This is a genomic window from Stenotrophomonas sp. NY11291 (genome assembly GCF_023277365.1).
GTDB lineage: Bacteria > Pseudomonadota > Gammaproteobacteria > Xanthomonadales > Xanthomonadaceae > Stenotrophomonas > Stenotrophomonas geniculata.
Map to the genome: position 1 here is coordinate 2,116,918 of NZ_CP096975.1, position 19,613 is coordinate 2,136,530.

General features: G+C 66.2%; 11 protein-coding genes and 1 pseudogene. 10 read left to right on the forward strand and 2 right to left on the reverse strand.

All coding sequences use genetic code 11. The features are described from left to right. Positions 1 to 47: 47 nt before the first annotated feature. From M1L61_RS10010 to cueR, 8 genes are all read left to right on the forward strand, one after another. Positions 48 to 1,637 carry a calcineurin-like phosphoesterase family protein gene (locus tag M1L61_RS10010; protein ID WP_248854677.1) on the forward strand — a complete coding sequence of 530 codons (1,590 nt, stop codon included), beginning with the start codon at positions 48 to 50 and terminating at the stop codon, positions 1,635 to 1,637. Positions 1,638 to 1,671: 34 nt separating this feature from the next. Beyond that, entirely contained in the window at positions 1,672 to 1,956 is a 285-nt protein-coding gene (locus tag M1L61_RS10015; RefSeq protein WP_005409434.1) for a hypothetical protein, read from the forward strand. An 84-nt stretch (positions 1,957 to 2,040) separates the two neighbouring features. Continuing rightward, positions 2,041 to 3,063 (forward strand): glucokinase, encoded by a 1,023-nt coding sequence (locus tag M1L61_RS10020; RefSeq protein WP_248854678.1) that lies wholly within the window; start codon positions 2,041 to 2,043, stop codon positions 3,061 to 3,063. Positions 3,064 to 3,114: 51 nt separating this feature from the next. Further along, the gene (locus M1L61_RS10025; protein ID WP_248854679.1) at positions 3,115 to 4,113 is read left to right on the forward strand and encodes a N(4)-(beta-N-acetylglucosaminyl)-L-asparaginase; all 999 of its coding nucleotides are present in this window, start codon (positions 3,115 to 3,117) and stop codon (positions 4,111 to 4,113) included. After that, the gene (locus tag M1L61_RS10030) at positions 4,110 to 4,847 is read left to right on the forward strand and encodes a copper homeostasis protein CutC (RefSeq protein WP_241888308.1); all 738 of its coding nucleotides are present in this window, start codon (positions 4,110 to 4,112) and stop codon (positions 4,845 to 4,847) included. Before M1L61_RS10025 ends, M1L61_RS10030 begins: the two co-directional genes overlap by 4 nt. Positions 4,848 to 5,256: 409 nt before the next feature. Continuing rightward, complete coding sequence (locus tag M1L61_RS10035) at positions 5,257 to 8,214, forward strand: TonB-dependent receptor (RefSeq protein ID WP_241888307.1); 2,958 nt, start codon at positions 5,257 to 5,259, stop codon at positions 8,212 to 8,214. A gap of 128 nt (positions 8,215 to 8,342) precedes the next feature. Next, complete coding sequence (locus tag M1L61_RS10040; RefSeq protein WP_248854680.1) at positions 8,343 to 10,844, forward strand: heavy metal translocating P-type ATPase; 2,502 nt, start codon at positions 8,343 to 8,345, stop codon at positions 10,842 to 10,844. An 11-nt stretch (positions 10,845 to 10,855) separates the two neighbouring features. Then, positions 10,856 to 11,311 (forward strand): Cu(I)-responsive transcriptional regulator, encoded by a 456-nt coding sequence (cueR, locus tag M1L61_RS10045; RefSeq protein WP_010482574.1) that lies wholly within the window; start codon positions 10,856 to 10,858, stop codon positions 11,309 to 11,311. Positions 11,312 to 11,388: 77 nt separating this feature from the next. On the opposite strand, the gene M1L61_RS10050 is transcribed toward cueR, so the two are convergent. Next, positions 11,389 to 11,583: a heavy-metal-associated domain-containing protein gene (locus M1L61_RS10050; RefSeq protein WP_049409368.1), complete on the reverse strand. Its 195-nt coding sequence runs from the start codon at positions 11,581 to 11,583 to the stop codon at positions 11,389 to 11,391. A gap of 199 nt (positions 11,584 to 11,782) precedes the next feature. Continuing rightward, on the reverse strand, positions 11,783 to 14,860 hold the full coding sequence (locus M1L61_RS10055) for a TonB-dependent receptor (RefSeq protein WP_248854681.1): 3,078 nt from the start codon (positions 14,858 to 14,860) through the stop codon (positions 11,783 to 11,785). 1,250 nt (positions 14,861 to 16,110) lie between these two features. Here M1L61_RS10055 and M1L61_RS10060 point away from each other — a divergent pair. Continuing rightward, a pseudogene (locus M1L61_RS10060) lies at positions 16,111 to 18,450 on the forward strand (GH92 family glycosyl hydrolase); the annotation flags it as partial. 96 nt (positions 18,451 to 18,546) lie between these two features. Then, positions 18,547 to 19,596 carry a LacI family DNA-binding transcriptional regulator gene (locus M1L61_RS10065; RefSeq protein WP_010482566.1) on the forward strand — a complete coding sequence of 350 codons (1,050 nt, stop codon included), beginning with the start codon at positions 18,547 to 18,549 and terminating at the stop codon, positions 19,594 to 19,596. Positions 19,597 to 19,613: the final 17 nt, after the last annotated feature.

Consider the following 19,613-nt stretch of genomic DNA (forward strand, 5'->3'; position numbering starts at 1 on the left):
TTGGCTCGGCTCTACAATACAGGGTCTTCTTCTTTCCCGGACCGCCCATGAAACTGCCTGCCGCCTGGCTGTGCTGCCTGTTGCTGACCTCGCCGGCCTGGGCCGCGGACACTGTGGTCACCGGCAAGGTCTATCTGGAACGCGACGGCCGGCCGGGTCGCGGTGCGACCGATCCGGGCCTGGCCGGGGTGCAGGTCTCCAACGGCGAGACCCTCGTCAAGACCGCCGCCGACGGCAGCTACAGCCTGCCGGTGCGTGATGGCCAGACCGTGTTCGTGATCAAGCCCGATGCGTATTCCTTCCCGAAGGCGGCCGATGGCCTGCCCTCGTTCTGGCGCCACTACCGTCCGAACGGTTCGCCGGCGCTGAAGTACGGCGGCATCGCCGCCACCAGCGACGCCACCCGCAACTGGGATTTCGCCCTGCAGTCGGATCGCCATGACAGCCGCCGTGGTTTCCAGATGCTGGTGTTCACCGATTCGCAGACCGCCAGCCTGAAGGACATCGGCCACTACCAGCAGTCGATCGTGGCGCCGCTGGTCGGCCAGACCAGGGCGCGCATGGGCACCACCCTGGGTGACATCGTCAACGATGACCTGACCCTGTATCCGGCGATCAACAAGGTCACCACCGAACTTGGCGTGCCGTGGTTCCATGTGCCGGGCAACCACGACCTCGACTTCGACGCCGCCAGCGATGAGCACTCGCTGGACAGCTGGCGCAACATCTACGGCCCGGATACCTACGCGGTGGAGGAGGGTGGCGCCAGTTTCGTGTTCCTGGACGACGTGGTGTACGACCCCAAGGCCAAGCCGAAGTACATCGGCGGCCTGCGCGAAGACCAGTTCGCCTTCCTCGCCAGCTACCTGAAGGGCCTGCACAAGGACCGCCTGCTGGTGCTGGGCATGCACATTCCGCTTTTCGACGCCGCACCGGGTCGCGAGACCTTCCGCCATGCTGACCGCCAGCGCCTGTTCGACCTGTTGAAGGATTTCCGCAACGTGCTGGTGCTGAGCGGCCACAGCCACACCCAGCAGCACGTCTACCACGGCAAGGCCGAGGGCTGGAACGGCGACAAGCCGCTGCACGAATACAACGTGGGTGCCAACTGCGGCGCGTTCTGGTCGGGCGTGAAGAATGCCGCCGGCGTGCCGGACAGCACCATGAGCGATGGCACGCCGAAGGGCTATGCATTGCTCGACGTGGCCGGCAATGGCAGCTACAAACTGCAGTACCGCGTGGCCGGCAAGCCGGCCAGCGAGCAGATCGGCCTGCACGCACCGAAGGTGCTCCGCCAGGGGGCCTACCCGGCGTGGGGCATCTATGCCAACGTCTACATGGGTGAGGATGCCAGCGTGGTCGAGTACCGCGTCGATGGCGGCGCCTGGCAGCCGATGAAGCAGGTCAGCCAGCCCGATCCGCGCCTGATGGTGGAGAACGTGGCCGACGATCTGGCTGACAGCCTGCGTGGCTACGACCGCTCGCCGGAGGCCACCGCATCGCCGCACCTGTGGCGTGGCGCGCTGCCGACCGATCTGGCGGTGGGCAGTCACAAGGTCGAAGTACGCTCCACCCAGCCTGACGGTGCGGTGTTCACCGCCACCACCCGCTACAGCCTGCAGACTGCCGAGCCCTGACCTCCGCATCACGGCACCAGCGAAAGGACCCCGCATGGATATCCGCTTCATGGCCGGCACCACGCCGGTGACCCTCAGCCGCCACTGGTTCACCGGCGCGATGCTGCTGCAGAGCGCCACCGAGAAGGTCTGGGTGCAGCACCCGCTGCATCCGGGCACGCACTTCTCCTTCTCGCTGGTACAGTCGTGGCTGCGCCACATCGCAGGCCACGAAGTGCTGGTCGAGCGTACCCGGCCGCTGCTGTTTGCCGGCTTCCGCCCGCAGCGCCTGCGCGTGCTGGTGGATGGCGTGCAGGTGGCCGAACAGGAAGGCATGTAGGCCAACCTGAATCATCGGCGTGCTAGGCAAAGCCGCCCCGATGCCTGAGAATCGGGGCGATTCAATCGATCCAAGCAGGCCAGCGTGACCATCGCAGCAGCGTCCCCGGTTTCCTCCGACTCCGCCCGCGGCGGTCCTCCGCGCAGTCTGGTGGTCGCCGATGTCGGCGGCACCTTCGCCCGCCTTGCGCTGGCTGGAACCCAACCCGGCCAGGCGCCGCTGCTGGGCAGCCATCGCACCTACGCCTGCGCCGAGCATCCCAGCCTGGCGGCGATCCTTGCTGATTTCACCGCTGGCCTTGGCCAGCCAGTGCAGGCCGCGGTGGTGGCCATCGCCGGCCTGCTCGATGGCGATGTACTGATCAATTCCAACCTGCCGTGGATGGTCTCGCTGTCGGCCACCCGCGCGCAGTCCGGTCTGCATGAGCTGCAGTTGATCAATGATTTCGAAGCGGTGGCGCTGGCTATCCCGTACCTGCAGCCGGAAACCCTGGTGCCACTGAACGGCGACGCCGATCCGGCACAGGCGTTCCCGGCGCTGGTGCTGGGCGCGGGCACCGGCCTGGGCGCCGCGCTGCGTTTCGCCGATGGCGGGCGCCCGGTGCTGGCCAGCGAGATCGGCCACGCCGCGCTCGGCGCCGGCAACGCGCTGGAACTGCAGGTGCTGGGCAAGTTGCTGCAGCGCTGGGCGCACGTGGACAACGAGCGCGTGCTGTCCGGTAGTGGCCTGATGAACCTGTATCCGTGCCTGTGCGAGCTGCGCGGCGTCACCCCGGTGTGGACCAGTACCGAAGCACTGATCGGTGCCGCCCGCAGCGGTGAAGACTTGCTGGCGGTGGAGACGCTGCAGGTGTTCTGCGCCTGGCTGGGCAGCCTGGCCGGCGACGCAGCGATCGCCGTCGGTGCACGCTCGGTGTACCTGGCCGGAGGCATTTCCGCGCATGTGCAGGATTTCCTGGCCGATGGCCGCTTCCGTGAGCGCTTCCTCAACAAGGGCGTGCTGACCGAGGTGCTGCGCCAGGTGCCGGTATGGCGCGTGGAGCACGGCCAGCTGGGCGTACTCGGTGCAGCGGTCTGGCACGCCGCACGACAGCCCACGCACGACTGATCGGCACGACCGGCATCGGGCCGGCCGTGCATTGCAGACTGGGAGGGGAAGATGGTGGATCGCAGGCAGTTCCTGCAGGCCAGCGCACTGGCCGCAGGCATGGCGGCTTTGCCGGGCGTGCAGGCGCGCACGCAGGGTGGGGCCAAGGTGGTTTCGACCTGGGACTTCGGCGTGCCGGCCAACCAGGCCGCATGGAAGGTGCTGTCGCAGGGCGGCAGCGCGCTGGATGCGGTGGAAGCGGGCGCACGCTGGGCCGAGAGCGAGCTGTGCAACCCCACCGTCGGCCATTGCGGCAACCCCGATCGCGACGGCGTGCTCAGCCTGGACGCGAGCATCATGGATGGCGATGGCCGTTGTGGCGCGGTGGCCGCGCTGGTGGACATCCTGCATCCGGTGTCGGTAGCCCGCAAAGTGATGGAAAACAGCCCGCATGTTTTGCTGGTGGGCGAGGGCGCGCAGCAGTTCGCGGTGCAGCAGGGTTTCGAGCGCAAGCACCTGCTGACGCCGCAGGCCGAAGCGGCCTGGCGCGAGTGGCTGAAGACCGAGAAGTACCAGCCACAGATCAATGCCGAGCGCCGGGGTATTCCCGGCAACAGCGACAACCACGACACCATCGGCATGCTGGCACTGGACGCCAAGGGCCATCTGGCCGGTGCCTGCACCACCAGTGGGATGGCCTGGAAACTGCACGGACGCGTGGGCGACAGCCCGATCATCGGTGCCGGCCTGTATGTCGACAACGAAGTGGGTGCGGCCACCGCCTCTGGCGTGGGTGAGGAGATGATCCGCAACGCCGCCTCGTTCCTGGTGGTCGAGCTGATGCGCCAGGGGCGCTCGCCTGCCCAGGCCTGCCGCGAGGCAATCGACCGTGTGGTGCGCAAGCGGCCGGAGGCGAGCAAGACCCTGCAGGTGTGCTTCCTGGCCATGAACAAGCAGGGCGAGGTGGGCGCCTACGCGTTGCATCGCGGCTTCGTCTACGCCGTGTGCGATGCGCAGCGCCAGGATGACCTGCGCGATTCGCCGTCGATCTATGCGAGCACCCAGGCGTGAGCACGCGGCTGACCCTGGAGATCGCCAGCAACTCCCTGGCCTCGGCGTTGGCGGCGCAGGCCGGCGGGGCCGACCGCATCGAGCTGTTCGACAACCTGGCCGAGGGTGGCACCACGCCATCGTTTGCCACCATCGCGATTGCCCGCGAACGCCTGTCGATTCCGCTGTTCGTGCTGGTGCGCCCGCGCCCGGGCGACTTCCACTACGACGCGCTGGAAACCGAACTGATGCTGCGTGACATCGCGCAGTGCCGCGCGCTGGGCTGCGATGGCGTGGTGATCGGCGCACTGGACGTGCAGGGCGGCGTTGACGTGGCGTTGTGCCGTGAACTGATGCAGGCCGCCGGGCCGTTGCAGGTGACCTTCCATCGCGCCTTCGACGCCGCCCGCGATCTGCCGGCGGCACTGGAGCAGGTGATCGAACTGGGTTGCCAGCGCGTGCTGACCTCCGGCGGCCAGGTCAGCGCCGAGGCCGGTGCCGAGGTGCTGGCGGGCCTGGTCACCCAGTCGGCGGGGCGCATCACGGTGATGGCCGGCGCCGGACTGGGCCCGGCCAATATCGCCGCCGTCGCGCGACGGAGCGGCTGTGCCGAGTTGCACGCCTCGGCGAAAGGCCTGCGGCGCTCGGCCATGCAGTTCCAGAATCCGGCCCTGCGCGGACTGGATCCGGACTGGAGCCAGACCAGCACCGCGACCGTGGCCGCCCTACGGCAGGCGCTGGACGGCGCAAGGTAACCCGTTTCTTCTCTGTAGAGCCGAGCCCACGCTCGGCTGCTTTTCGCGGCGAACAACAGCAGCCGAGCGCGGGCTCGGCTCTACAACGACGCGCTGTCGACCGTACACGCCATCACGGACAAAACAGTTCCGCGCGCGATTGTCGCGATCGTGTCATTGACGTGTGCGCCATTCTCTCAGCGATGTTTCGCAACCCTTTGATTGTTCTGGATGCCGGCAGCCGATGGCAGCATTCCCTCGGGTGTTGCTGCGCCGCCGCATGCCGTGCATGGTTCAGCTGTGCTTTAGTTTGGATCGATCCACAGGGGAGGGCGCCGCGACGGTCTTGAACCGATCCAAGCGCCCGGATCAGCCGTGGTGCCGCGCCACCACCCGTCCGTGCGTCCACACTTTCGAAGAGCAACCACCCATGGCTCAGATCGTCCGCAAGCGCCGTCACCTGCTGTCCCAGGCCCTGGTCCTGGCCCTGCTTCCCCTGGCTGCCAGTGCGCAGGAAGCCCCAAGCTCGTCCACCAAGGATCTCGATGCGGTCACCGTCACCGGCTCGCGCATCAAGCGCGCCAGTGTCGAAGGCCCGGCACCGGTCAATGTGATCACCGCCGCGCAGATCCAGAAGGAAGGCTTCGTCAGCGTGTACGACGCGCTGAAGACCCTCACCGAAGCGACCGGCACTGTTGAAGCCGCCTCGCAGTGGGGCTCGCATACGCCCAATGCCAGCGGCCTGAATCTGCGCGGGATGGGCCCGAACCGCTCGCTGTTGCTGGTCAACGGCCGTCGCGTGGCGGACTACCCGCTGCCGTATGGCGGTGAAACCAACTTCTCCAACTACGGCAACATTCCGGCCGCGGCGGTGGAGCGCATCGAAGTGCTGACCGGTGGCGCCTCGGCCATCTATGGCTCCGATGCGATCGCCGGCGTGGTCAACGTCATCCTCAAGACCAACTACGACGGCGACGAAGTGCGCGTGCGCGGCGGTACCTCCACCGAAGGCGGCCGCGATACGTGGGATCTGTCCTGGGCCGGCGGCAGGACCGGCGACAACTGGAGCGTGACCTACGCGCTGCAGTACACCAAGCGCGACCCGCTGTTTGGCCGTGACCGCCCGCAGATGGACGACGCCGATGATGCACCGTATCCATCCTGGAACATGGAACAACGCAAAGTCGGCTTCCGTCCCACCGCCGGCCTGGCGCTGATCGATCCGACCACCGGCCAGCGCCTGGCGCCGCCCACCGGCACCTGCGAGAAGTTCGATGGCGAGTACTACACCGCGGATCGATTGGTCTACAACTACGCCGCCAACACCATCACCAACACCGGCCGCCTGTGCGGCATGCGTGCGGACTATGCGAACTGGCTGCTTACGGGCGGTGCCGAGAACGTGTCCGGCAACCTGTATGCCACCTTCGACTTCAGCAATGACCTGCAGGCCTGGACCAACCTGGCCGTCTACCGCTCCGAAGCGATCTGGGGCACCAATCCGCCGAGCGTGTCGCTGATCGACGACGACAACGGCTACTACTGGGATGCCAACCGCAACCGCCCGATCCTGGGCGTGCGCCAGTTCACGCCAAATGAAGTCGGTGGCGTGGATACGCTGCGCAACACCAACCGCGAACTGTCCTGGGACTGGAGCGCCGGCCTGCGTGGCCGCCTCGCTGACCGCTTCGACTGGAGCGCCACAGTGGGGCGTTCCTACTACCGCGTTGAAGAACGGCAGAACGTGGTCGACAAGCAGAAGTCGTATGACTACTTCCTGGGTCCGAAGCTGGGCACCACCGCCGATGGCGAGGCGATCTACGCACTGAACGAATCGCGCTGGTGGAATCCGCTGACGCCGGACCAGTACTGGCAGATGGGCACGGTGGCGAGGAACCGCGCATCATCGTGGGTCAACCAGGCTTCGGCGGACATCACCGGCGAGCTTTTCCAAGGGTGGGTGGGTCCGATTTCGTTCGCGGCAGTGGCCGAAGTCGCGCAGCAGGGCTATCACCTCAGCCCCGATCCGCGTGCAGGTATCGACTTCGACCTGCAGAACGTCGATCGCGGCGGCGGCGAGCGCACCCGCTATTCGGCCGGCGTCGAGTTCAAGATCCCGCTGCTGGAGAGCGTGACCGCCACTGCGGCCGCGCGCTATGACCGTTATGGCAACTACAAGGCTGACAACAGCGGCGAAGCGCTGGACATCGGCAGCCAGAAGGAAACCACCTGGAACGTCGGCCTGGAATGGCGCCCGGTGGAGTCGCTGCTGGTGCGTGGCTCCTACGCCACCAGTTTCCATGCGCCGGACATGCACTACCTGCTGGGCCAGCCGAGCAGCTCCGAAGTGCAGACCTATGACCGCCTGCGCTGCATCCAGAGCGGCGCTTACCTGGTCAACAACTGCGGCGTGGGCAACACCGACGTCTGGTACACCTTCGACGTGAACCGCCGCGGCACGCCACTGCTGCGTTCGGAAACCGGCGATTCGTGGACGGTCGGTTTCGTCTGGGATGTGATGCCCAATCTGTCGGTCAGTGCCGACTACTGGGCGATCAAGCTGGAAGACATGATCGTCGACGTCGGCGCCGACGAGGTGCTGGCCAGCGAAGCCGGCTGCCTGACCGGCAAGAACATCGACGGTACACCGTGGGCCAATCCGGCCGGTGGCGAATACTGCGCCGGCATCCTGGCCCGCGTGAACCGCGACAGCAACGGCCGTCTGGTATCGATCGAGCGCGGGCCGTTCAACCTGGCCAGCCGCGAAGTGCGCGGTATCGACCTGACCGCGCGCTATCGCCTGGAAACCGCGCAGTGGGGCAGCTTCCAGCTGGGCCTGAACTACACCAACCAGATCTCGACCAAGGAACAGCGCTACGCCAACGACCCGAACCCGGAGCGTCGTGACCGCGACCTGCGCAGCAAGCTGCGCGCGAGCCTGGCCTGGCAGCGCGGCAACTGGAACGCCAATGTCTATGCCGACCGCATCGGTTCGGTGCCGGGCGTGCGCTACCACTGGGGCACCGATCGCCTGAACAACCCGGGTGGCTGTCTGCCGTTCGCTGATGGCTATGTGCCCAGCGACAGCCCGTCGCTGAACTGCCTGGAACCGGCAACACGTCCGGATGGCTCGCCCAACCCGAACCCGAACGCCGGCCAGCAGACCACGCGCTACTACGGGCGGGTCGGGCCGTTCATCACCTGGAACTTCAACATGGGCTACCAGGTGACCGAACGCGCCAAGGTCAACGTCTACGTCAACAACGTGTTCAATTCGGCCAGCTGGAACCACAAGGATCCGTACAAGCTGGACTATGACTTCGCCCCGACCCGCCTGCTCGGCGCGGTGGGCCGCGAGTTCGCGCTGGAGTACGTGTTCACCTTCTGAGGCGGATTGCGGGCGGTACGCCGGGCCTGGCCCGGCGATACCGGCTGGACGTGGCGGCTGGATTTGACCTTCCCACGATGGCAAGGTTTAGCCTGTCCGCATCCAGAAGGAACCCCGGGAATCCGATCATGAGCACGCCCCGCGCCATTGCAGCCCCCGCAAGCCCCGCCACCATCAGCCTGCCCATCGAGGGCATGACCTGCGCCAGCTGTGTCGGCCGGGTCGAGGCCGCGCTGTCCAAGGTCGAAGGTGTGGGCAGTGTTTCGGTCAATCTGGCCACCGAGCGCGCGGATATCCGCCCGTCGGGCCCGGTCGATCGGGCCGCGCTGATCCAGGCGGTGGAGCGGGTGGGCTATGACGTGCCCGCCGCTACCGTTGAACTGGCCGTGGAAGGCATGACCTGCGCTTCCTGCGTGGGTCGCGTGGAACGCGCGCTGCTGGCGGTGCCGGGCGTCAGCCAGGCCAGCGTGAACCTGGCCACGGAGCGTGCGACCGTGCGCGGCGTGGCAGGCGTTGACGCGCTGGTGGCGGCCATCGACAAGGTCGGCTACGCCGCACACCTGATCGAGGCCGGCGTGCAGTCCGACGATGAGGCTGCAGAAAAGAAGGATGCCGAGCGCGCCGGACTGAAACGCGACCTGATCGTGGCGTCCGCGCTGGCGCTACCGGTGTTCGTGCTGGAGATGGGTTCGCACCTGATTCCCGGCATGCACGAGTGGGTGATGGCCACCATCGGCATGCAGGCCAGCTGGTACCTGCAGTTCGTGCTGACCCTCCTGGTGCTGGCCATCCCCGGCCGCCGTTTCTACCAGAAGGGCTTCCCGGCACTGCTGCGGCTGGCGCCGGACATGAACTCGCTGGTGGCGGTGGGCACCGCCGCGGCGTTCGGTTATTCGGTGGTAGCGACCTTTGCACCGCGGCTGTTGCCACCGGGCACGGTGAACGTCTACTACGAAGCGGCGGCGGTGATCGTCGCGCTGATCCTGCTCGGCCGCTTCCTTGAAGCTCGGGCCAAGGGCCGTACCTCCGAGGCGATCAAGCGCCTGGTCAACCTGCAGGCCAAGGCCGCCCATGTGATCCGTGACGGCCGCACCGTCGACATCCCGGTCAATGAAGTGCAGAGCGGCGACGTGGTGGAAGTGCGCCCGGGCGAGCGCGTGCCGGTCGACGGCGAGGTGGTCGAGGGTCGCAGCTACATCGACGAGTCGATGATCAGCGGCGAGCCGATTCCGGTCGAGAAGCAGCCGGGAAGCAGCGTTGTCGGTGGCACGGTCAACCAGAAGGGCGCACTGACGGTGCGAGCCACGGCGGTGGGCGCGCAGACGATGCTGGCGCAGATCATCCGCATGGTCGAACAAGCGCAGGGCTCGAAGCTGCCGATCCAGGCGGTGGTCGACAAGGTCACGTTGTGGTTCGTGCCGGCGGTGATGCTGGCCGCGCTGGCGACCTTCGCGGTCTGGCTGATCTTCGGTCCATCGCCGGCGCTGAGCTTCGCGCTGGTCAATGCGGTGGCGGTGCTGATCATTGCCTGCCCCTGCGCGATGGGCTTGGCCACGCCGACCTCGATCATGGTCGGTACTGGCCGTGGTGCTGAAATGGGTGTGCTTTTCCGCAAGGGTGAAGCGCTGCAGCTGCTGAAGGACGCGCAGGTGGTGGCGGTGGACAAGACCGGCACGCTGACCGAAGGCCGCCCGCGCCTGACCGACCTGGAGATCGCCGACGGTTTTGATCACGGCACGGTGCTGGCAGCGTTGGCGGCAGTGGAGTCGCGCTCGGAGCATCCGATTGCCCGCGCCATCGTGGATGCGGCTACCGAGCAGGGCATCGCGTTGCCGGCGATGGCCGATTTCGAATCGGTCACCGGCATGGGCGTGCGTGCCAGCGTTGATGGCGCGCGCGTGGAGGTGGGGGCGGATCGTTTCATGCGCGATCTGAGGGTGGATATCACGCCGTTCGCGGCGCTGGCCACCCAGCTTGGAACGCAGGGCAAGTCGCCGCTGTATGCCGCCATCGACGGCCGCCTGGCCGCGATCATCGCGGTATCCGATCCGATCAAGCCGAGCACGCCGGCCGCGATCGCGGCACTGCACCAGCTCGGCCTGAAGGTGGCGATGATCACCGGTGACAACGCCGGTACCGCGCAGGCGATCGCGCGCGAGCTGGGCATCGATGAGGTGGTGGCCGAGGTGCTGCCGGAAGGCAAGGTCGAGGCCGTGCGCCGCCTGAAGGCCACGCATGGCCACGTCGCCTTCGTCGGCGATGGCATCAATGATGCGCCGGCACTGGCCGAAGCCGATGTCGGCCTGGCCATCGGTACCGGCACCGATATCGCGGTGGAGTCGGCCGATGTGGTGCTGATGTCGGGCAACCTGCAGGGCGTGCCCAATGCCATCGCGCTGTCCAAGGCGACGCTGGGCAACATCCGGCAGAACCTGTTCTGGGCGTTCGCCTACAACACCGCGTTGATTCCGGTAGCGGCCGGCGTGCTGTACCCGGTGTGGGGCGTGCTGCTGTCGCCGGTGTTCGCGGCCGGTGCGATGGCATTGTCCAGCGTGTTCGTGCTGGGCAACGCGCTGCGACTGCGCCGCTTCCAGCCGCCGATGGCGGATGCCGCCGCTGCCACCCACTGAAGGAGATCCGCATGAACATCGGTGAAGCTGCCAAGGCCTCCAGCGTGTCGGCGAAGATGATCCGCTACTACGAGCAGATCGGCCTGATTCCCGCAGCTGATAGAACCGAGTCGGGCTACCGGGCGTATTCGCAGGCGGACATCCACCGCCTGCGTTTCATCCGCCGTGCGCGCGATCTCGGCTTCCAGGTGGCCGAGATCACCGATCTTCTGGGCCTCTGGAATGACACCTCGCGGCACAGTGCCGACGTGAAGCATCTGGCCGAACAGCACATCGCCGATCTGGAACAGCGCATCGAGCACATGCGGCAGATGGCCGACACGCTTAAGTCGCTGATCAGCTGTTGTGCGGGAGACGAGCGCCCTGAGTGCCCGATCCTGCAGCGGCTGGGTGAGGACGATGAGACGCCGGTGCCGGTTGATACCGCGAAGACCGGTGCAGTGCGGCGACGCGCACAGAAGCATTGAATCGATATCGCGTGAACCAAAAAGCCCGCCCTGTGACAGTGCACGGGGCGGGCTTCGTTGTGGACGCAGGGCAGGGGTCAGACGGTACGCGGCGGGAAACCGGCATCGTTCACCGCGGCGAACACCTGTTCCTGCGACGCGGTGGTCTGCACCTTGACCAGGCCGGTCGGCGGGTCGGCAACCACGCTGGCGTCCGGATCGATCTGCTGGATCGCGCGGGTCACGCTGCGCGCGCAACCACCGCAGGTCATGCCTTCAACATGGAATTCCATCTGTAGCTCCTTCGGTGCTCTTGGGGTGGAGTCAGTGTGCACCTTCCAACGATGGCAGGGTCAAGCGCCGGGCTGAACGACAGGCAAGGCGCCGACAAAAAACGGCAGCCACCTGTACCAGCGTGGCTGCCGTGGAGGAACGTCCCCGCCGGAGCAGGGCGTGGGTTGCGCCGGGCGTACCCGCGCAACCCGTCGTGCTTCAGAACTTCCAGGTGGCGCCGAAGTACAGCTGGCGGCCTGCGTAGGTGTTGGAGACGAGGCGGGCCTTGGTGTCATTGCCCAGGTGCACGCGCTGCTCGGACTTGGTGGCATTGATCACCGAGGCGGTCAGGGTCCAGTCCGGGGTCAGGTTGTAGGCAACATTCAGGTCCAGCTGGTCATACGGTTCGGTGTAGACGGTGAGGCCATTGTTGAGCCCGCCGACCACCTGGCCGCGACGGTTGAACGAAGCGCGCGCGAGGAACTTCTCGTTCTCGTAGAACACCGTGACGTTGGCCTGGTTCTTGGCGCTGCCAACCAGCGGCGAGGAGCCGATTTCCTGGCCGTCCAGAACAATCGAGGCCAGGTTGGTGTCGTTGTAGGTGTAGTTGGCCTGCACGCCGAAGCCGAAATCGAAGGTGTACTGGCCATACAGCTCGACGCCCTGCGACACACCATCGCGGCCATTGGCCTGGGTCTCGTAGCGCTGCACGTTCACCGCTTCACCGTTGATGACCATCGGCGTGTCGCGCACCACCGGCAAAGTGAAGTTGTCCACGTTCTTGCGGAACAGGCCGACGCCGGCGACTGCGCCCGGCTGGAAGTACCACTCCAGGCCCAGGTCGAACTGGGTGGCCTTGAACGGTTCCAGCTGCTTGTTGCTGCCCTGGCCCACCCAGCCTGCGGTCGAAGCGCCACCGGCAACGCGGCGATCATTGACGTACTCTTCGCTGTAATAGCTCAGTGCGCCCGGTGCTGCGATGTCGGTGTAGCCGGGGCGGGCGATCACCTTCGATGCGGCGCCACGCAGCACCAGCGTGTCGGTGATGTCCCAGGCGATATTGAAACTCGGCAGCACGTCGGTGTACGTGCGATCCACGCCGATCAGGCTGTAGGTCTTGCTCTGCGCCAGGTCGTGCGGCAGGCGCACGAAGCCGCTCTCGCAGCTGTAGGTCGGGTAGGCTGCAGCGGCCGGATCGGTGCACGCCATCGGCGCGCCGGACGCGTTGTCCAGGAAGTAGTCGTTGAACTTCTCGATCGAGTCGGAGGACTGCGCGAACTGCTTGGTGCGCACCACGCGCACGCCAACGTTGCCGCGCAGACGCTCGGTGCGGAAGTTGGCCTGGAAGTAGCCCGAATAGATCTTCTCGTTGACGTTGTAGACGAAGTCTTCCTCGGTACGGTTGTGCGAACCGCCGTAGGTCTTGTTCAGGTAGTCGATGTAGGCCGGGTAGTTGATGCCCGGGAACACGTTGGCATTGAAGCCACCAGCGATGTTGCTGATCGGGTTGGACAGGAAGAAGCCAGGCTGCGCATCGCCGGCAGTCGGATCGCAGCCGCTCTGGTAGCGGCTGTTGTCATAGTCGGCCGGGTCACGGCCCGGGCACACCCAGTAGGTGTTGCCGGTGTTGCGGTGGACCTTGCCATCACGGTACTTGGCACCGAACTGGATGGAGTCCAGCCAGCCGGATTCAAACAGCTTGGTGACGTCGGCCTGGAAGTAGTTCTGCTTGACCTCGGTGCGCTTCCACGACGAATCGGTCGAGCCGGTGTCGACTTCCGCGATGCCGTTCATCAGCTGCTGCTGCAGGTCGGGCGAGAAGGTGGCCGAAGGCGTGCCGGTCAGATCCCAGGCGCTGTACAGATTGCCCGACAGGTAATCGTTGCCGACCTTGCGGCGCGGCTTGGCCGACATCCGGAAGTTCATGGACGGACCACCTTCGGACCAGGTGCGGCCGCCGGTGAACGAGGCCTTCCACAGCGGGCTGATGTCCCAGTCGATGGTCAGGTCAGCGGTCTGCGACAGCGCCTTTTCCTTGCTGTAGCCACCGGTCAGCTGCGGCGTCGGAACCGTGCAGTCGTCCGGGCCCCAGCCACCGGGCTTGAGGCCGGCAGCCTTGGCCTGGTCTTCATTGCAGTAGTAGGTCTTTCCAGCCAGCTTTTCGAACTGGGCGCCGGTAACGGTGTTGCCGCTGGGATCGAAGTCCAGGCCGTTGAGCAGGCGTCCACCGGCCCAGTTTCCATCGCCATTGAAGCGGGCCATGCTCCATTCCGGAATCTTCAGCATGTTCTGGGTGTAATCACCCTGCAGTTCGAAGCGGAAGTAGTTGGCCGTCATCGTGACGTTGTCGACCGGCTTGAACTGGAAGGTCAGCTGGCCGCCCTTGCGCTCGCGCTTCTCTTCCTTCACCGCGAAGTTGACCGACGTCGGCATGAAGAAATCGCTGTAGTTGCCGCCGGTCTGGTTGTTGAAACCGGACTTGCCCCACCAGTAGTGGATGCCATCCTGCGCCTGCACGTTGCCATAGGCATCGCGCGCCTTGCCAGCGCCATACCACTGGTAGTCCTCGGTGCTGGCTTCCATGGTACGGGTGGTGCGCTTCTGCTGCGTCACGCCGATCAGCACGCCGAAACGCTCATCCTTGCTGTGCCACGAATACAGGGCCGAGGCCTGCGGGTCCATATCGTGGTGGGTATCGGAAGAGGTGCCCTCGAGCGTGACGAAGCCCGAGTTGGATTCCATGTCCAGCGGACGACGGGTGTGCAGGATGACCGTGCCGCCGATGCCGCCTTCGTCGATGCGTGCTTCCGGCGACTTGAACAGCTCCGCGCTGGACAGCATGTTCGACGGCAGCAGGGTGTAGTTGAACGAACGGGTCGCTTCGTCGTTGGTTTCCGACGTGGCGACGTAGTTGCCGTTCAACTGGGTCAAGGTCAGGTCGGGTGCCAGGCCACGCACGCTGACGGTCTTGCCTTCGCCGCCGCTGCGGGTGATGACCACGCCGGGCACGCGCTGCAGTGCGTCGGCCACGTTCTTGTCGGGGAACTTGCCGACGTCTTCGGCGGTGATCACTTCGACCACGGCGTTGGCGTCGCGCTTCTGCTCAAGGCTCTTTTCGATGGCGTAGCGGTAGCCGGTGACCTGGACGCTGTCCAGAGTGGTGGCATCCGGCGCGCCGGTAGACGTGGCCTGTTGCGCGGCGGCGCCAGCCGGAATGACGGCGGCGGCCAAGGCCAGCGCGATGGCCAACGCCAGTGCGTCCTGGCCATGCGTACGTGTTGAATGCTTCATTCCCATCTCTCCCTCTCTCCTGGATTGATCCGGTGACGTGGCACGGACAACTTGAATCGATCTAATTTGAAGTGACATTGTCGCTATCGCCATGCAGTGGCAGTTGCACCGTGCACGTGGCCTGGTACGTCCTGTTGCCGCTCCCCCAACTCCCGGCCATCGCAACGTCGTCTTGGATCGATCTAAGCGATGGGCGGGCGTTTTTTAGCATGGGTCGCCCGCGGGCGCATGCTGCTCCGCAATATGGTACTGGCGTGGCGAAGGGATGACGGTTTGCTGAAAACAGTGAAATCGTTTTCGTGCGCAGGGGAAGGGTGGGTCGGCAGGGCTGCGCCCTGCACCTGCTTCAAGCCAGGGCGACGTCTACAGCCAAAGCCAAAGCCAAAGCGGCTCTGGGTTGTCTGTGGCTTGGCGGGGCGGTGTCGGATTGCGGGGACGCCGTAAACCCCCAGACCGGCCCAGCCGCTGGCGGCTGTGCGTTCAGGCGCTTGCGAAGCAGTGCTTCGCAAGCAAAGCGCCCTCACCCCTGGGGGCTTGGCCGCGGCATCCATGCCGCGGACACCCCGCAATCCGACACCGCCCCACCTTCGACAGTTTCCCGGTGACGGTTGGATTGATCCTGGTGCGGCATGGGGTCATGGGGTCAGATCCGTTTTCCTTTGGAAAACGGATCTGACCCCAATTGATTTCGCTATCTGACAGAGATTCATCCACGCATGGCGTGGATCTACAGATCGCGGAAATCTGTCGAAGGCGGGGTGGGTCCGGTTGCGGGGGTGTCCGCGGCATGGATGCCGCGGCCAAGCCCCCAGGGACGGGTTTACGGCGTCCCCCGCAACCGGACCCAGCCCGACTCCCCGCAGGAAACCAGCTTCTGCTGTTGCTGTTGCTGTTGCTCCAGCTCGGAGCAGGTGCAGGGCGCAGCCCTGCCGAACACCCCCCTCTCATGCTGCGCCGCAGAATGCATTCGGCTGAACCTGCATGCTCTACTTGAATCGATCTAAATTCACGGTCACACGGGTCGGGCGTCATTCCAGGGGGAGCTTTCTGCCGGTTACGGCGAGGCTCAGCGGAACGGCGCCGGACGCCCCGGCCGTCTGCCTCCGTGTCATCGACTACAGGAACCCGACATGCGTCCAGTGCCGTCCGCTCCCGCCGTCCCATTGTCTTCGCGCCCGCTGGCGCGCCTGGCCTGCCTGCTCGCGCTGTCGGCGTCGCCGATGCTGCTGCAGGCCGCGCCGGCTGCGCTGGAACGCGAGGTCAACACCTTCATCGGCAGCAAGGACGACGGCAACACGTTCCCGGGCGCGTCGGCACCGTTCGGCCTGATCCAGGTCAGCCCGATCGGCAGCCACTACTCGGGCTGGCGCTATGACGACGAGAAGATCCGCGGTTTCGGCCACTCCTTCATCTCCGGCGCAGGTTGCTGGGAGCAGGGCGGCCAGGTGTCGGTGCTGCCGGTGACGGGTTCGATCGGCCCGGGCGGCGATTTCGATACCGGCAACGCCAAGCAGTTTGACCACAAGGCGTATGCCTCGTCGTACACCCATGACGGCGAGGTCGGCCAGGCCGGCTATTACAAAGTGCGGCTGACCAGCTACGGCGGCATCGACGCAGAATCGACCGCACGTACGCGCGCCGCAGCCGAGCGCTACACCTTCAGCCAGCGCCAGGGCGATGGCCACGTGCTGGTCAATGTCGGCCAGGCCAACGAGCGCCATTCGGTGATCGGCAGCGTGGTCGATGTGGTCGGCGACCGCGTGGTGGAAGGCAAGCTGGTCACCAAGAGTTTCTGTGGCGGCCACCAGTACACCACCTGGTTCCGCATCGAGTTCGATCGCCCGTTCAAGGCGCATGGCACTTGGGGCGAGGGTGGTGGCCTGCCGGGCGCACGCCACAGCATGGAAGGCGAACAGAAGCCGAATGGGGCCTGGCTCAGCTTTGATCTGGCCAAGGGCCAGTCGGTGACGGCGGTCAGCGCGATCTCGCACGTGGATGCCGAAGGCGCGCGCATCAACCTGCGCGCGGACGGCATGCAGGATGGGGCGCTGCTCGGTTTCGACCGCATGCGTGCGTTGTCCCAGCAATCCTGGCGCGAGCAGCTGGGCCGGGTGCGCGTGCAGGGTGGCAACGCCGACGACCGCGCGGTGTTCTACAGCGCGGTCTACCACGCGCTGCTGCAGCCGATGACCGGCAACGACGCCGACGGCCGCTACCGCGGCTATGACGATGGTATCCACCGTGCCGACGGCTGGACCTACTACGAGTACTTCTCGCTGTGGGATACCTACCGCGCGCAGAACCAGTGGCTGGCGCTGACCCGCCCGGACGTGGCACGCGATATCGGCCGTACCCTGCTGGCGATCGACGAGCAGGGTGGTTGGCTGCCGCGCTGGGGCTATGCCAACTTCGAGACCAACATCATGACCGGCGACCCGGTCACCCCGTTCATGGTCGACCTGTGGCGCTTCGGCGCGCTCAAGGGCCGTGAATCGCAGGCCTGGGATGCGCTGCGCCGCAACGCCTTCGGCACGCCGCCGTTGAACTCGCGCATGGCCGGCCGTTCCGGCAACCCGACCTATCTGGACAAGGGCTACGTGGTCTACGACCGCGCGTTCCCGTCCAAGGGCATGGACGTCGATCCGCACCATGGCGGTTCGGCCACCTTGGAATACGCGCTGGCCGACTGTGCGCTTTCGCAGATGGCCGATGGCCTCGGCCACGCGCAGGACGCGGCGACGCTGCGTGAGCGCGGCCGCAACTGGCGCAAGGTGTGGGACCCGCAGGTGCGTGACGCCGAGACCGGCTTCACCGGTTTTCCGCGCCCGCGCACCGAAGATGGCCAGTGGTACACGCCGGCCGATGGCCACTACAGCCCGCGCTCGCATCACGGTTTCCATGAAGGCACAGCGTGGCAGTACCAGTGGCTGGCGCAGCAGGACGTGCCGGGCCTGGTCGAGGCGATGGACGGCCGCGAACAGGCCGGCCGCCGCCTCGATGCCTTCTTCGCGATGGACGCGCTGCAGGCCGACCCGCTCAATGCCGCCCGCAAAGAGTGGGTGGTCGGGCCGTACAGCTATTACAACCAGTTCCGCTACAACCCGAACAACGAGCCCGACCTGCACTCGCCGTGGCTGTACACGCTGATCGGCCAGCCGTGGAAGACCGCCGCCGTGGTGCGCGCCGCGCAGCAGTTGTTCACCAACGCGCCCAACGGCGTGACCGGCAACGATGACCTCGGCACGATGTCGGCCTGGTACCTGTTCAGTGCCATCGGCGTGTATCCGGCGGTGCCCGGCAGCGGCCAGTTCCTGCTGCACACCCCGCGCTTCAGCAAGGTGGAAGTGGACATGGGCAACGGCCGCACCCTGCGCATCGACGCGCCGGGCGCCGATGGCCGCCGCCTGCAGTATGTGCAGGGCGTCCAGGTCGACGGCCAGGCGCATGCACCGGTATGGCTGGACTGGAACCGCCTGCAGCAGGGCCCGCGCCTGCACTTCGCGCTCGATGCGAAGGCGCCGGAGCAGGGCTGGGGTACGGCGGTGAAGGACCTGCCGGTGTCCTGGTGCGCGGCACCGGGCAGCCAGCTGCGCTGAGCCGGACTGTGCCGTTCGCGGTCACCCAGCGAACGGCACGGCACGACACGGCCCTGATCCATTAGGCTTGAGCCTCCAGCGGAGTCCGGGAAGACGATGAACGACAACGGCAGCAGTCCCAGCAAGCGCGCCGGCAAGGCGGTGACGGTGACCGACATCGCGCGTGCCATCGGCGTGTCACGGGCAACCGTGTCGCTGGTGCTGCGTGGCAGCCCACTGGTCAACGTCGATACCCGCGCCAAGGTCGAGGCCGAACTGCGTCGCCAGCGCTATGTCTACAACCGCGCGGCGGCCAACCTCCGTCGTCGAACGTCGTCAAGCATCGCGCTGGTGATCAACGATCTGTCCAACCCGTTCTTCGCCGAATTCGCCTCCGGCGTGGACGAGGCGTTGGGCGGGCGCGGCTACGTGACCCTGCTGGGCAGTACCGGTGAATCGCCGGAGCGCCAGCAGGCGGTGCTGTCCACGCTGATGGAACACACTCCGGCCGGCTTGATCCTGTCGCCGGCCGAGGGCAGCGATACCGCGCAGTTGCGGCAGGCGTTGGGTGCCAATGCCAACGTGCTGCTGTTCAATCGTGAACTGGACGGCGCCGACTGGGACTTCCTGACCTTGGACAACCAGCACGGTGCCTATCTGGCCACGCGCCACCTGATCGAGCGCGGCCATCGCCAGATTGCCTTCTTCGGCGGCCATGCTGCATCGAGCTCGTGCCACCAGCGCCGCGCCGGTTTCCAGCAGGCGCTGGCCGAAGCGGGCCTGTCACTGCCGCCGGGTTGGATGATCGAGTCGGCGCCGAACCGCCTGGAAGCCGCGGCACGTACCGATGAATTGTTTGCCGACGGCCATCGCCCGAGTGCGGCGGTCTGCTACAACGACACCGTCGCGCTGGGCCTGATGCTGGGCTTGAATTCACGTGGCATCCGTCCGGGCGGTGATTTTGCCGTTACCGGTTTCGATGATATTTCCGAGGCGTCGGTCGCGGTACCGCCACTGACCACGCTCACCGCCGATCCGCGCGAGCGGGGTCGGCAAGCTGCCGCGCTGCTGCTGCAACGATTGGACGAACCGGACGCGCCACCACGGCGCACGGTGGCGCCGGTGCAGTTGCGCATCCGCGAAAGCAGTGCCGCACGGCCGAACTGATTCCTTCCACATACCCC